Origin of the sequence: Tropicimonas aquimaris, from assembly GCF_042676185.1 — a bacterium.
Lineage (GTDB): Bacteria > Pseudomonadota > Alphaproteobacteria > Rhodobacterales > Rhodobacteraceae > Tropicimonas > Tropicimonas aquimaris.
This window is the reverse complement of record NZ_JBHTJT010000008.1, coordinates 602,670-616,996: the sequence shown is the minus strand read 5'-3', so window position 1 is coordinate 616,996 and position 14,327 is coordinate 602,670. Positions and strand designations below refer to the sequence as shown.

Here is a 14,327-nt window from a genome sequence, read left to right as displayed (position 1 = left end):
CAGTCACCTATGCCAGTGACCCGCGGTGTCAACGGGCATTCGCGCCACCGGCCCCGCTGCGCACGATTCGGCGGCGCATTACGCGCCACCGATCACGGGCATGATGGCCTCGGTGGTTTCAGGCGAAGTCGAAGGCGTCTTCGGCACCCCGGATTTCGGCCCGCGTGACATCCTCCAGGAGGATCCTCGTCGCGTCGTTGATGACGATCAGGGTATCGTCGCCGCCGCCGCGCTTGATGAACCGCAGATCCTCGAACTGCAGACCGGTATCGACCATGTCGAGCATGTCGCGATTGACGTTGAAGTCGGTGATCCTGTCCCGGCCGCCATTGGTGCCGTAGACAAAGGTATCGACCCCGCCGCCGCCGGTCTGGACGTCGTTGCCGCCGCCGCCGATCATGCGGTCGTTCCCGGCATTGCCGAAGGCCCTGTCATTGCCTTCCCCGCCCCGGACCTCGTCGGCGCCGCCGTTGCCGCGAAGCGTATCATCGCCGGAATTGCCGATCAGGGTGTCGTTGCCCTTGCCACCCTCAAGCGTGTCCTTGCCGGCGTCCCCCCTGACCATATCGTTGCCGCCGCCACCGTTCATGGTGTCTGCCCCGGCCTTGCCGAGAAGCGCATCGGCCCCGCCTTGGCCGAGCAGGGTGTCGTTGCCCTTGCCTCCGTCCAGCGTGTCCTTGCCGCCCCCTCCGCGCAGCGTGTCAGCGCCGCTGTTGCCTTTGAGCATGTCATTGCCGCCGAGCCCGACGATCACGTCGTTGCCGGCCAGGCCGCTGATCGTGTCCGGACCGGGCGTGCCGGTCAGGTTGTCGTCTCCGCTGGTGCCGCCTTCGATCGCGAGCACGGCGAAGTTGTCGGGGTCGACGATCGGATTGTCGTCATCGTCCAGCACCTTGACCGTGCCTCTCGATGTACCGTCGGTCATCCAGAGCTCGTAATCGCCACTGACGCCATCCCGCGCGCTGAAGAACACGTGATCCCCCGCCGCGATCAGGTTGAGCGGGCTGGAGCTTAAGGCGCCGGAATAGATGTCCTTCAACAGCCGCGTGTTGCCCGTGGTGCCGTCGGTCACCCAAAGTTCCGTGCCCTCGCCCGGGCGATAGGCAGTGAAGACGGCTTTCGATCCGTCTCCGAAGGGGGTGATATACCTCGGATTGGAACTGCCGGACCCGTTGTTGATGTCGAGCAGGAGGCTCGCGGCATTGCCATCGGTGACATAGAGTTCCCGGCCCGTGCCCGTGTCCGAGGCCTCGAAGACCGCCCGGTTGCCGAGCGTGGTGATCTCGTCCGGACTCGAGCTGTTGGTGCCGCTGTAGATATCCGCGATCTGGAACGTGCCGCCGGTCGTGCCATCGGATCGCCAGAGTTCGTAGCCGTCGGAGGCAGTGCGGGCGGAGAACAGAATTGCATTGCCCAGCCGTTCGAAGTCGGTGGGATTGCTGCTGCCTGAGCCGGACTCGATGTCCAGCAGAAGCACGGTTCCCGAAGTGGTCCCGTCGGTGATCCAGAGTTCGCGACCCGAGGTGGACTCGAAGGCATTGAAGAGCAGCGATCCGTTGAGCACGCCATCCTGGTCGAGTTGGGGGAACGAGCCTCCCGAGCCGGGTTCGATGTCCTTGATCCGTTGGGTGCCTCCGGTCGTGCCGTTCGACCGATAGAGTTCCCCCCCGGTGCTGCCGTCGTTGGCGCGGAACAGCAGCAGCCCGCCGAGATCAACGAAATACGCAGGAGAGCTGGACCCGTCGCCCGGGTTGATATCCCGAACCAGTTCGGTGCCGGCAGCGGTGCCGTCCGTCTTGAACAACTCGTATCCGCTGCCGGGAGTGTCGGTTCTCGCCTCGAAGAAGATCGTGTCCCCGACGAGCGTGTAGTCATTCGGAAAACTGCTATCCGTGCCGAAATAGATGTCTTCAAGCAGCTCGGTTCCGCCTGGGGTGCCATCGGTAACATAGGCCTCGGTCCCCGACCGTGCGCTGTTGGTGGCGGTAAAGAACACTTTCCCCAGACCGGCGGTGGGACTGTAGGGGGAGGAGTTTCCTGCCCCGGCGTTGATGTCCTTCAGGAAGGTAAACCCCGTTCCATCTCCGAAAACGGCGTGCGGCTCCCGGCCGAGTGAGGAATCGACCGCATTGAAAAATACGAGATAACGCATGAAAATCTCCCGAACTTTATACGAAAATAAATAGAATTGGGACTTCCAGTTTCACATGGAAACAGGCTTCGGACAACCTGTGCTTTCCGCAGCGTCAATATTTGGTTTGGATTTTTTCATGAATCCGGCGGACGCTTGCATGACGAAGGGGCTGAAGCCCCTCGTCAACCGTTGGCTAGAGCACACCCAGCGACATGTTCTGCCACATGCCCCAGAAAGCGGTGATGAAAATCGCGATCATCCCGATCAACTGGGTGAGGAAGCGATGGATGTGCAGCATGCGATAAAGGCCCGCGCCGTCGGCCGCACGGATCTTGCGCGCCGTGCGAATCGACAAGACGAAGACGAGCGCCATCGGCAGCGCCAGGAGGAACACCGCCTGGGCGAATTCGATCCAGTAGACGAAGCCGAGGATCGCCAGCGTGGTCAGGAAGAAGCAGCCGATGGCCAGCATCCAGATTCCGGCGGTCTCGGTGATGTAGAGCAGGCGGTTGACGTTGACGCGCACCAGGTCGCGCATGTCCTCCTCGGCCTGACCGCCATTGCGGCGGGCGCGGGTGACCATGTCGTAGGGAACGCCGAGCACCCAGTGGCTTGCAGTGGACCAGACCACGGCCAGGGCGATCCAGTACCAAAGGTTCGAGAACGATCGCATGTCGATCAGTTCGAACGCCATCTGGTACCAGTCTTGCACTCCGCATACTCCTGATTTGCCTGCCGTTCGCGCAAGACAGTTCGAAGGACCTGCGCGATGAGGTATCGCCACGGACCCGAAGGTGCAACCCGCAGCACCGCTTGCGCGATTTGTCACCCTTGAGGTGGTTGCCGATCCGTCGCAGTTTGCGTCATTGCACGCACAACAGAGGATCAGGCAGAGCCATGCGCCCCACCCAAGCCCCCTTCCCCTCCGGCCGCCTGCGTCGCCTTCGCAGCAGCGCACCGCTGCGTGCCCTGGTCCGCGAAAACGGGCTCGGCGTGGACGACCTGATCTGGCCGGTCTTTCTGTGCGCCGGAAACGGCGTGTCCGAGGAGGTGGCGTCGATGCCCGGCGTGTTGCGCCGCTCCGTCGATCTGACGGTCGAGGCCGCGGCCGAGGCGGCCGAACTCGGCATACCGGCGATCTGCCTCTTCCCCTACACCGACCCGGCGCTCAAGACCGAAGGCTGCGAGGAGGCCTGGAACCCAGGCAACCTGACCAACCGGGCTATCCGCGCGATCAAGGCCGAGGTGCCGGACATCGCGGTAATGACCGACATCGCGCTCGACCCCTACAACAGCAACGGCCATGACGGCATTGTGGTGGACGGCGAGATCGTCAACGACGAGACGGTCGAGGCGCTGGTCAAGATGGCGCTGGCCCAGGCCGCCGCCGGCGCCGACATCCTCGGCCCCTCCGACATGATGGACGGCCGCATCGGCGGCATCCGCAAGGCGCTGGAGGGCGCGGGGCATCGCAGCGTCGCGATCATGTCCTATGCCGCCAAGTACGCCTCTGCCTTCTACGGACCGTTCCGGGACGCGGTCGGCGCGACCGGCGCGCTCAAAGGCGACAAGAAGACCTACCAGATGGACCCGGCCAACAGCGACGAGGCGATGCGGCTGATCGAGCGTGACCTGTCGGAAGGCGCCGACATGGTGATGGTGAAACCCGGGATGCCCTATCTCGACATCTGCCGGCGGGTGAAGGACACCTTTGGCGCGCCGACCTTCGCCTACCAGGTCTCCGGCGAATACGCGATGCTGGAGGCCGCGGCCGCCAATGGCTGGCTCGACGGCGAGAAGGTGATGCTGGAAAGCCTGCTGGCGTTCAAGCGCGCCGGCTGCGACGGGATCCTGACCTATTACGCCCCGCGCGTGGCGCGTCTCCTGAAAGGTGCCTGAGAGGCGGCCGCAGGCTCGGATCAAGGCCGAACGCACACATTGCCGTGACGGCAGCGTGACATGTCTGCCGCACTGCTTTATAAGACTGATCAACCGGCGTGAAACGCCGGAGCAACAGGCATTCAGGCGATATCCAGGGGCAGTACCATGGAATTCAAGAACACACTCTCCCGCCGCGGTTTCCTCGCAACGGCGGCAGCCGGAACCGCGGTTCTCTCGGGTTGCGCAAATGGCGTCGGTTCGAATGGCGGCCCGCGGATCGATCAGCGGGTCGACGCGACGCGCAACTTCCTGTTCACGACCTATCCGGGCACGGCCGAGCTCGAACAGAAGGCCTCGGGCGTTCTGTTCATGCCGCTGATCACCAAGGCCGGTTTCGGCGTGGGCGGCAGCTATGGCACCGGCGCACTCCGGATCAACAACACCACGGTCGACTTCTACGAGGCCATCCAGGCCAACGTGGGCTTCCAGGCCGGCGCGCAGCAATACGCGCACGCGCTGTTCTTCATGACCCCCGAGGCGCTTCAGGCGTTCCGCACATCGCACGGCTGGTCGGCCGGCGCCGATGCCGAATACGCCTGGATCGATCAGGGCGGGAACCTGTCTGCCGAGACCCTGACCACCGCGGAACCCGTGATCGCGCTGGTCTTTGCCCAGGCCGGACTGATCGCTGGCGCGACGCTCGAAGGCACCAAGTACCGTCGCATCATACCCTGATCTCGGGCGATCGACACTAGTCCTGCGCCACGTCGAGCCGCGCCTCTTCGGGCAGCGGCACGGCGGGAGCAGACGCGTGCACGGCATTCTGATGCACCCGAATACGCCAAAGATGATAGCTGACCCGATGCAGCCAGCGGAGCGCGGTGATCTGCGCCTGCGCCGCCTCATCCGGGATTCTCCCATGAACGGCCTCCGCTACGAGGCGATCGCGCGGTGATTTGCGCTGCTCGCGCATGATCGCGCGGAGCCGATCGAGCATCCGCTCCGTCGCCTCCGGATCGTCGGGCCGGGCATGGCGGGCTGCGGCCCCTGCGAGCAGACGGCGCAGGCGACGCAGGCGCCCCGAATGCGACAGCACCTCGATCCTGTCGGCCAGGTCGCAGCGATAGAGCAGCCGGAACAGGTGATCGAGCGCGTGGAAACTGCCGGCGACCTGGGCAGCTATGGCAGGGGCGCCCGCGGGCACCACGATCTCCCCCAGATAGTCCTGCGTTTCGGCCAGCGCCGCCTCTAGCGTCACGCGGGAGTGGTGCGGTGCATCGGTCGGCGGCCGTCCGTGGAGCTTCAGGACGAGGTGATCGGCCAGCGCCGTCGAGAGCCCGTCGACCGCCACCACCGTCACCTCGGTTGCAATCCGTGGCACGGACAGCAGGGTCGGGTCGAGCCCGCGGGTCAGCGGCCCGGCGCGCTCCGGCACCATTCACTCGATCATCCGCGCGAAGGGGCGCGCGAACGGCAACACAAGAACCACCCCGAGAGCGTTGAACATGCTGTGAAATCCCACCAGCGCGATCTGCCCGTTCCCCTCCGCGATCAGCGGCGCGACGAGGGTCGAGAAGGGCCCGAGCAGGAAGGGCCCGAGCAGGAAGAAGGCCATGACACCGGTCAGGAGGTTGTAGATCACATGCGCAAGTCCGGTGCGCCGCGCCATCGTCCCGCCGCCGACCGTCGCCAGAAGTGCCGTGACGGTGGTGCCGACATCCATCCCGATCACCATGGCCGCCGCCTGCGGAAAGCTTATCGCCCCGGCCCCGAGGGCCGCGAGCGCGGTGGCGACCCCGGCCGAGGAGGATTGTGTGACGAGGGTGATTAGCAGGCCGATCCCCACCAGCTCCAACCGCCCAAGCAACGTGTCGGATGGAAAATCTGTGGGGGTGACGACCCCCTCGAAAGCGGCGAGCGCCAGTTTAATCTGGTCGATGCCGATGAAGAGCAGGCTGAACCCCGCGAGCGCCAGCCGGGCCCGCGAAAGCTGCGGCCTGCCGGACAGGTGCAGCAGCGCCCCGAGAAAGACCGCCGGCAGCATCGCCGTTCCGAGGTTGAGCTTGAAGCCGAGCGTCGCGACGATCCAGCCGGTCATCGTCGTCCCGATATTGGCGCCAAAGATGATCCCGAGCGCCTGTGGAAACGTCAGCATGCCCGATGCGACAAAGCCCACGGCGGCGACGGTGGTTGCGGAAGACGACTGGATGGCGGCGGTGGTCAGGGCTCCTGTCACCGCCCCGCTGAGCGGGGTGTTGGTGAAGCGGCCCAGCATCTCCCGCATCTTTCGCCCGGCAAGGCCCTTCAGGCCGGCGGACAGCATCGACATGCCGACCAGAAACACGCCGACCCCGCCAAGCGCGGAGAGGACACCCCAGATAATGGTCGAAGTGTATCACCCTGTGGTTTCGGTAAGAAGTGCCGACCGCCGGGTAAAAGGAGCGCTTTGGGGCGGGCCGTTCGGGCGATCTCAGTCGAGCATCCAGCGCCCGTTCGGGTAGAAGGCGTGGAAGGCGAAGGCGAACATGACGTCGTGGGCGACGTCCCTGCCCTGCCCGTCGCGCACCCGGATGGAGCCGACATCACGGCCCCGGGCGATCTGGCCGCTGTCGAGCGCCGAGGCCTGCCCCGCCTGCCAGGAAATGGTGACCCCGGCTTCGGTTATCTCTCCGGAGGCAGCCAACCGGTCGAGCGGCCAGGCGCGCGCACCCACCCGGACGACCCGGGCCATGGCGGGGATCCCGTGCGGCGGCATCTCGCCGTTGTAGAGGAACGGGGTGCGGGAGCTGTCGTAGTTGGCATATGGGTTCCGGCCATAGGACCGGTTGTAGTCGGGCTCGGCCATGACCAGCCCTTCGGGGTTGCGGCTGCGGAACTCGGCCCAGCTTTCCATCCAGCTCGGCAATTGCTTCAGCTCCGTCCCGGTGTAGTGACCGACGATCCCCTCGCCGATCGCCTGCTGCCACCAGCTCTCAGTTTCGCGGTCGTACATCACCATGTCAGAATAGCGCAGCTTGCCGGAGACGCCAAAGCTAAGCGTCCGTCCCCCGACCCTGCGGTCAAAGGTGAGCGCGGAGTTGCAGAGCGGGCAGAAGGTCACCGCCACCGGCACGCCGCCCACGGTGTCGTTGACGATCTCGTGCCAGGTCAGGTAGCGGATCGGATAGGCGCGCGGGGTCGCATTGCCGATCTCCACGGTGATGACCGGTTCTCGGTCACCGATCCGGGACTCGTCCGCCGCGCGGTGGAAGCCCGGATCCGAGATCGCCGGGATCCCGTCCTTCGGCGGCCCGCCGGAGATGATCTCGCCCCAGTCCCGGATCGAGGTCTTGGCGAAATCGGTGTCGGGCCATTCCCGTTCCCAGATCCCGGGATTGGCCAGTGCCACGCCCGACCACAATGTCAGGATCGCCGCTGGCCACAGCATTCGCCTCCACATCACCCTCTCCTCCCCGGTTGGCAACGCTATGGCCTAAGCCTGACAGGCACGGAGCCATCCGGCCAGCCAGGCTCACGCAGGGTTCAGCGGCCGTTGGAGGCGCGTGATCCGCCGTGATCGAGCGGGCGCGCGGCAAGGAGCACCACGAGGACCGCCGAGACGAAGACCGGCACGAGGTGCCGCGAATAGGCGAAACCGACCAGGAATGGCGCGCTGTAGCTCACCGCCAGCAGCAGGAACAAGCCGCCGGCGCGCCGGCGCACCGGGCTGGTTTCACGGCGCAAGAGCCACGTTAGGCTCAGGCCCAGGGCAGCGAAGAGGAGCACGCGGTTCACCAGCATCGAGCCGGTGTGCAGCACCACCTTGGCGGTCCGGTTCCGGTTGAACTCGAAATCCCGGATACCGAAAAGCATGTTGGAGAGCTTCCGGCCGGTGTTTCGGAGGGCCTGGCCGGGGTGCTCGGTCACGAAGTCCCGGGCGAGCCCCGTGTAGTACCGGTGCGCCTCCCATTCCGATCCGAACTGCGGGGCCGCAGCACGGGCCTCGGCGGCAAGCTCGTCCAGGTGGCGATCGGGATAGAGCTCGGCGAAGCGCGGGTTGTTCCCCTTCCAGAGGTTCCAGCCGTTGGTGGAGGAGCTTGTGGAGGCCGCGGCAAAGGTGCCCGTCCTCGCCGCCGAATAACCACCCCACGCCACCGCTGTCGCGAGAACCGCGAGCAGCGGCAAGGTCCGGAGGAGCGGCGAGCTCCATCGGGTCGTGAAGAGCAGCGCGACCGCGAAGGTGCCGCAGAATAGGAAGGCGGAGCTCTTGGTGAGATAGGTGACGGCCAGCAGTCCGGCCAGAAGCAACCTGTCCCACGGCGTGCGCTCCGCGATGGCCAGCGCGAGGATGGACGGGATCAGAAAGCCGAGCAGCGCCTCCTCGTAGCTGAGGGTCAGCATGGTGAAGGCGTTGAAGGGAAACGCGAAAAGGAGCAGAAGCCCGGCCGCCGCCACTCCGGCCGGAACCATTGCACGGCGGCAGCAGAGCGCGAAGCACGCCGACAGCAGCCCACCAAAGATCAGGTTCTTGGCCACGAGCATCGCCGGGATGCTGCCCGTCCAGCTCCACAGGAGCGCGTAGAGATGCGGCAGGAAGGGCGGCCGGCCGATGTAGTCTCGATAGCCGTCGCTCTCGACGTAGTAATGCCCCTCCTGCAGGATCGCCTCGATCCGGGGTCCGAAGCCGGCCGGCATGTCGAAGATCGTGTCGTAGCCGATGCGATAGGCGAGAAGGAAGGCGGAAACCACCCCGGCAATGCCCAGACAGAGCAGCGCCGCACCCGTCCAGAAGATAGCGGGCCGGTTCATCGGCAGGGCGACGGCCTGCGGGTCATTGGGCGAGGTCTGCCGCCAGCGCGCGCGCATCCCGGAGCAGGTCGACGAGGTCCGGGTCCTCGATCCCGAGCGCTTCGAAATGCCTGACGATGTTCTCGAGGTATTCTAGACTGGTGCCGAGGATGCCCTTTCCCGTCGCGATATGGCGGACCTGCGCCTCGCGGGAGAGTGTCAGGTCGATGATATCGGCGCTCTCGTCGGCCACGAAGGCCAGCGCCCGGACCGGCCCCGCCACCGTCTCGGCCATCAGGAACTCCGGCGCATAGGCCGGCCCGATCCGCTCGCGGCGCCAGAGGATCTCTGTCTCGACGGGAATGTCCGCCTCCGCGATCCGGAACACCAGCCCGTCGCAGCCATCGCCTGGGGCAAGTCCCGCCATCAAGCCCGGCGCGTCCGGCGTGCCCCGCCCGCCAACCTCGACCAGGCAGAAGACGCGCTCGTGATCCGGCACATGGGCCCGGCGCACCTCCCGGAAGCGAAACGCCGGGTCCCACATCAGCGAGCCGTAGCCGAAGACCCAGAGATCCCCGTCCGTCCAGTTCTCGAAGAGCTGCTTGCGGCAGGCCTCCCGCTCCTCGTCTGGCATACGGAATTCGACCATCCCCGGCGTGGTCTCGATCAGCTCGTCCAGATCGGAGGGCTGGAAGGTGCGGAAGAAGGAGTCCTCGGGGTCCTTGATCAGGCCCCGCAGACCCGGATGGAGATGGAAGGGATCGTTTTCGGACACCTGGTCCCTCCTGTTCCGCGCGGGCTGGGCGCCGGGGCCTGGCCGTTCCGACGGACCCCGGCAAGCTTGCATCCCCGGCGCGACGGCCGCGCCGGGCCTGTCTCAGCGTTCGACGCTGACCGAGACCATCCGGTCGGGATCCGCCACCGAGCCGTTGGCGGCGGCGTTCCCCTTCTTGATGGCATCGACCACGTCCATGCCCTCGATCACGCGGCCGACCACCGTGTACTGGCCGTTCAGGTGCGGCGCCGGGGCGAACATGATGAAGAACTGGCTGTTGGCCGAGTTCGGGTTCTGCGAGCGGGCCATGCCGACGACGCCCCGCTCGAAGGAGACATCGCTGAACTCGGCCGGCAGGTCGGCCATCTCGGAGCCGCCCATGCCGGCGCGCGAGGTGTCGCCACCCGCCTTGCCGAACTGCACGTCGCCAGTCTGGGCCATGAAGCCGTCGATCACGCGGTGGAACACCACCCCGTCATAGGCGCCGGAGTCGGCCAGCGCGGCAAGCCGCTCGGCATGTTGCGGGGCCACATCGGCCAGAAGGTCGATCACGATCCGCCCCTCGGTCGCGCCGCCGACCTCGATCACGAGGTTCGGCCCGGCCGTGTCCTCGGCCGCCACGGCCGGGCTCTGGCTGCCGTTGGTCATCAGGAAGAAGCCGGCAAGGATGGCCAGCCCGACGGCAAAGAGGCCGCCGGCGAAAAGCTTGCTGTCAGACATCGGCGGCCACCTTGACCGAGATCATGCGGTCGGGGTTCGCGGGCGGCTCGCCACGGGTGATGGCGTCGACATGCTCCATACCGTCGATCACGCGGCCATAGACGGTGTACTGCCCGTTCAGGAAGTCGTTGTCCTTGAAGTTGATGAAGAACTGGCTGTTGGCCGAGTTCGGATTCTGCGAGCGGGCAGCGCCCAGCGTTCCGCGCGAATGGGGCAGCTTGGAGAACTCCGCCGGCAGGTCCGGATGCTCGGAGCCGCCGGTGCCGGCGCGGCGCAGGTCACCGCCGGCCTTGCCGTGGGCGACGTCGCCGGTCTGGGCCATGAAGCCGTCGATCACACGGTGAAACACGACGCCGTCATAGGCGCCGGCCCGGGCCAGTTCCTTCATCCGCTCGCTGTGCTTGGGCGCCACGTCGGGCAGCAGTTCGATCACCACATTACCGCCCTTCAGCTCCATGATGATGGTGTTCTCGGGATCCTTGATTTCGGCCATCGGGCCCTCCTCGATCTTGCATGGCGGGTATTCCCCCCCGCGGGTCGGCGCGACCCTAAACCGCGTTAGCGGAAACCGAAAGCCCATAGCTGCCTCCGGGGGCTTGCGATAGGAAGCGCGTGAGCCTTTCGAAAGGAGCCTCTGATGAGCTGGAAGACACTCGACGACATGGACCTTGACGGCAAGATCGTGCTGGTTCGTGTCGATATCAACGTACCCGTCAAGGATGGCGTGGTGACCGACGCGACCCGGATCGAACGCATCGTGCCGACGATCAAGGGCATTCTCGCCAAGGGTGGCAAGCCCGTGATGCTGGCTCATTTCGGCCGGCCCAAGGGCCAGGTCGTCCCCGAGATGAGCCTGAAGATCACCGTGCCGACGCTGGAAGAGAAGCTGGGCCAATCCGTGACCTTCATCGAAAAGCCCTCCCGCGCGGAACTCGAGGCCCTGCCCGCCGGCGCAGTGGTTCTGGTGGAAAACACCCGCTTCACCCCGATGGAAACCGACAATGACCCCGAGATGGCGAAGTTCCTCGCCTCGCTCGGCGACGTCTACTGCAACGACGCATTCTCCGCCGCCCACCGCGCACACGCCTCGACGGAGGGTGTGGCCAAGCTTCTGCCCAACTGCGCCGGCCGCCTGATGGCGCAGGAACTCGGTGCGCTCGAAGCCGCGCTCGGCAGACCGGAGCGCCCGGTGGTCGCCGTTGTCGGCGGTGCCAAGGTCTCCACCAAGCTCGACCTGCTGAGCAACCTGATCGAGAAGGTTGACCACCTGGTGATCGGCGGCGGCATGGCCAACACCTTCCTCGTTGCCAAGGGCGTCGAGATCGGCTCCTCGCTGGCCGAGCGCGACATGGCCGACACTGCCCGCGCCATCCTGGCGAAGGCCGAGAGCACCGGATGCACCATCCACCTGCCGGTGGACATCGTGGTCGCAGGTGAATTCGCCGCCGGTGCCGCCAACGAGATCCTGCCCGTGGACCAATGCCCCGCCGACAAGATGATCCTCGACGCCGGCCCGGCCACGGTCGAGGCGCTCAAGGGCGTGTTTGCCCAATGCAAGACGCTGATCTGGAACGGGCCGCTCGGCGCCTTCGAGATCGAGCCGTTCCACAAGGGCACCTTTGAGGCCGCCCTGGCCGCGGCCGAGCTGACCGCCGAAGGCAAGCTGATCACCGTCGCCGGTGGCGGCGACACGGTTTCGGCACTCAACAAGTCCGGCGCGGCGGAAAACTTCACCTACATCTCCACCGCAGGCGGCGCCTTCCTCGAATGGATGGAAGGCAAGGAATTGCCCGGCGTGGCCGCCCTCGGCTAAGGCCCGCCCCGGGAACGACCGGGAAGGCCGGCCCCCTGCGCCCAGCCAGTGCGGCAAATATCGAGCTGATGACGCCCAGCCAATCTCCATGCTGGGCGTTTTTTTGGGGGGCAGTTCAGCTTGTTCGAGGAACAACAGGGCGGACGTCCCCCAGATACCTATCGACGAATTCCTTGACTGAAAGATCGGCTATCTGCGCATAGCCAAAGCTGGATCGCACTTGGAGACGGCTTGCTCGGCGGACACCACGGGCTTTCCAAGAGTTGTAGGGGATTCCAATCAAACCTGTTAGGTTGGAAGTTGCCGTTACGTCAGACGTACACGGCAGAAACAGGGGGAATCCAGATGACGACGGTTGTTGTAACCCACGCGGTTGGGAACATGGACACATGGCTAGGCGGAGGAGAGGTGCGCACAAAAACCTTCTCCGGCTTTTGTTCGGGCCACCGGATATTCAGGCATTCCGATCAAGATCGAGTGTCAATCGTCTTTGAAGGCGCAGATCTTGATAAGATGAAGGCCATACTAGGATCGTCAGAGGCCGCAGCGAGCAAGGCTCAACACACAGTGATCGATCCGATTGAATTCTACATCGAAGTTGAAGGCGGCACCTGATCTTCTGAGTTGGATCAGGAGATGGTGGAGTGCTCAGATTCACCCGCGCATCTCCGCCGGCACCAAGATTGATTAAACGCTGCGGGTAAAGGGGGCGAAGGCGCGGCATTTTGGGTTGGGGCTTATCACGGCCATCTGACAATCTGAGCCGGATGTCCGCAAGGTCGGCAAGGCCCTCGTTCAATTGAAGCGCCCCTTCGCATCATCGCGGCCCTTCAGCAATCACTGCATGCGCCGGCCATGCGCCCGCCCTTTTTCCATTATCCGCGAGGGCGAGACCTTTTCCGAAGTGCCGCAACGGAAGCGACTGCGCTAGACCCTGATCAACCTGCTGATCTCGCAGCATTTAATTTTTATCGCGCAAGACTTGCACGCCGCGGGTCCGCATCCCAATTACGATCAATCCGGGCGCGAGGCTCCGCCCGGCGACTGCAGGCGCGAGAACGTGCCGAGAGTGCCCTCCTCCATGGATCGAAACACCACATGCGCCTTCTTCTTGCCAGCGCCCTCGCCACCCTGAGCGTCCTGCCCGCCGCCGCCGATGAAACCGAAGGTCTCATCCTTGCCTATGACCGCGTGGCGAGCATCCTGGTGCTCGAAGACCTGACCGTCTGGCCGCTCGCGGCCAACCTTGCGGTTCCCGAAGACCTGCAGGCCGGCGACCGGGTGTCGATCGATTTCCGGAGCGATGGCGAGAATGGCGTTGCCGCGGTCAATGCTCTGACCCGCACCGCCACCGCCCAGTAAGCGGATACCGGCAGAGGCGCACGCCTTCTACCCACCGGGCCGGTCGCCTCACCGAGGCCCGGCCCATCTCCGCTTCTGCGGAGGTCGGGCGTTTCAACTCGCCCGCCCACTCTCTATGATGTTCGAACACCCGGTCGAGCGCCGCTCGAATGCATGGAGTTCCGAATTGCGCAGAGCCATTGCCCTCGCCCTCGCCACCCTCACGGCCCCTTTGCTTGCCGCCGCGCAGGGCGTGCCTGTCTCCGATTATCGAAAGCAGTGCGTCGAAGAGGTAAAATACCTGACCGTAACCCCTCGTCCCGAAGGCAGCCAGAAGCTGGGCGATTGCGTGCGGGACGATATCACCACCGGCCAGATCGACATGCAGTCCATGGGATTCGCGGTGATGTCGGCCAACCCCGGCCCCAATGTCCAGAAACTGCTCGACGCCGGGTTTCCGGCGAAGACGGCGCAGGGCGCGGTGGTTGTCGGCACGCTGAACAAGCTCTTTCTGGAGGGCAGGCTCGCGAGCACGGCCTATCTCGACGCCATGGCGCCGCTGATCGATGCCGGTGCGCTCGTGCTTTTCGGCAACGGCCCGCTGGATATCCTGAGCGAGTTGCTCCGCAGCGCGCCGGAGCCCGAAACGGTCTGCGGCTTCGCCGAGATCGTCGGCGGGTTCGACGTCTTCGAGGACCGCGCCCTGCCCCGTTCGCTGGCCGACACCAATCCCGCGTTCGGCGCGGCCGAGCGGGATGTGCTGGCAGACTGCGGCCTCTGATCCCATCCCTTCTTCTGCCTTGAGGCTTTCCCTGCATCCGGGGACTGAGCCGGTTTTGGCCGCCACCGAAGCACCGCTCTAAAATGCGTCGAAACCGTGTTTCACGCGCCAGAAA

Annotated in this window: 15 protein-coding genes; 6 read left to right on the top strand and 9 right to left on the bottom strand. The window is 65.3% G+C overall.

Going from position 1 to position 14,327, the window contains the following annotated elements; all coding sequences use genetic code 11:
* Positions 1–118: 118 nt before the first annotated feature.
* Positions 119–2,152 (bottom strand): hypothetical protein, encoded by a 2,034-nt coding sequence (locus ACFQ2S_RS09380; protein WP_386074174.1) that lies wholly within the window; start codon positions 2,150–2,152, stop codon positions 119–121.
* A 175-nt stretch (positions 2,153–2,327) separates the two neighbouring features.
* Positions 2,328–2,828 (bottom strand): component of SufBCD complex, encoded by a 501-nt coding sequence (locus tag ACFQ2S_RS09375; RefSeq protein ID WP_386074310.1) that lies wholly within the window; start codon positions 2,826–2,828, stop codon positions 2,328–2,330.
* 203 nt (positions 2,829–3,031) lie between these two features.
* Between ACFQ2S_RS09375 and hemB the strand changes: the two genes are divergently transcribed.
* Positions 3,032–4,033: a porphobilinogen synthase gene (hemB, locus tag ACFQ2S_RS09370; RefSeq protein WP_386074173.1), complete on the top strand. Its 1,002-nt coding sequence runs from the start codon at positions 3,032–3,034 to the stop codon at positions 4,031–4,033.
* A gap of 147 nt (positions 4,034–4,180) precedes the next feature.
* Positions 4,181–4,750 carry a lipid-binding SYLF domain-containing protein gene (locus ACFQ2S_RS09365; RefSeq protein WP_386074172.1) on the top strand — a complete coding sequence of 190 codons (570 nt, stop codon included), beginning with the start codon at positions 4,181–4,183 and terminating at the stop codon, positions 4,748–4,750.
* A gap of 16 nt (positions 4,751–4,766) precedes the next feature.
* Here the strand turns inward: ACFQ2S_RS09365 and ACFQ2S_RS09360 are convergent, their stop codons facing one another.
* The 7 genes from ACFQ2S_RS09360 to ACFQ2S_RS09330 all read right to left on the bottom strand — a co-directional run bounded on the left by ACFQ2S_RS09360 (position 4,767) and on the right by ACFQ2S_RS09330 (position 10,770).
* Positions 4,767–5,453, bottom strand: a complete 687-nt coding sequence (locus ACFQ2S_RS09360; protein WP_386074171.1) for a hypothetical protein — start codon at positions 5,451–5,453, stop codon at positions 4,767–4,769.
* A complete protein-coding gene (locus ACFQ2S_RS09355; protein ID WP_386074170.1) occupies positions 5,454–6,359 on the bottom strand; it encodes a Na/Pi cotransporter family protein in 906 nt (301 codons plus the stop codon).
* A 126-nt stretch (positions 6,360–6,485) separates the two neighbouring features.
* Positions 6,486–7,454 carry a DUF3179 domain-containing protein gene (locus ACFQ2S_RS09350; RefSeq protein WP_386074169.1) on the bottom strand — a complete coding sequence of 323 codons (969 nt, stop codon included), beginning with the start codon at positions 7,452–7,454 and terminating at the stop codon, positions 6,486–6,488.
* An 83-nt stretch (positions 7,455–7,537) separates the two neighbouring features.
* A complete protein-coding gene (locus ACFQ2S_RS09345) occupies positions 7,538–8,860 on the bottom strand; it encodes a hypothetical protein (protein ID WP_386074168.1) in 1,323 nt (440 codons plus the stop codon).
* Entirely contained in the window at positions 8,826–9,557 is a 732-nt protein-coding gene (locus ACFQ2S_RS09340; protein ID WP_386074167.1) for a gamma-glutamylcyclotransferase, read from the bottom strand. Before ACFQ2S_RS09340 ends, ACFQ2S_RS09345 begins: the two co-directional genes overlap by 35 nt.
* Positions 9,558–9,659: 102 nt before the next feature.
* On the bottom strand, positions 9,660–10,277 hold the full coding sequence (locus ACFQ2S_RS09335; protein WP_386074166.1) for a peptidylprolyl isomerase: 618 nt from the start codon (positions 10,275–10,277) through the stop codon (positions 9,660–9,662).
* Positions 10,270–10,770: a peptidylprolyl isomerase gene (locus ACFQ2S_RS09330; protein WP_386074165.1), complete on the bottom strand. Its 501-nt coding sequence runs from the start codon at positions 10,768–10,770 to the stop codon at positions 10,270–10,272. The genes ACFQ2S_RS09335 and ACFQ2S_RS09330 overlap by 8 nt, the downstream gene beginning before the upstream one ends.
* Before the next feature lie 144 nt (positions 10,771–10,914).
* Between ACFQ2S_RS09330 and ACFQ2S_RS09325 the strand changes: the two genes are divergently transcribed.
* From ACFQ2S_RS09325 to ACFQ2S_RS09310, 4 genes are all read left to right on the top strand, one after another.
* Positions 10,915–12,090: a phosphoglycerate kinase gene (locus ACFQ2S_RS09325; RefSeq protein ID WP_386074164.1), complete on the top strand. Its 1,176-nt coding sequence runs from the start codon at positions 10,915–10,917 to the stop codon at positions 12,088–12,090.
* Between the two features lie 345 nt (positions 12,091–12,435).
* Positions 12,436–12,705: a hypothetical protein gene (locus tag ACFQ2S_RS09320; protein WP_386074163.1), complete on the top strand. Its 270-nt coding sequence runs from the start codon at positions 12,436–12,438 to the stop codon at positions 12,703–12,705.
* 483 nt (positions 12,706–13,188) lie between these two features.
* Complete coding sequence (locus ACFQ2S_RS09315; RefSeq protein WP_386074162.1) at positions 13,189–13,452, top strand: hypothetical protein; 264 nt, start codon at positions 13,189–13,191, stop codon at positions 13,450–13,452.
* A 166-nt stretch (positions 13,453–13,618) separates the two neighbouring features.
* Positions 13,619–14,212 (top strand): hypothetical protein, encoded by a 594-nt coding sequence (locus tag ACFQ2S_RS09310; RefSeq protein ID WP_386074161.1) that lies wholly within the window; start codon positions 13,619–13,621, stop codon positions 14,210–14,212.
* Positions 14,213–14,327 lie beyond the last annotated feature (115 nt).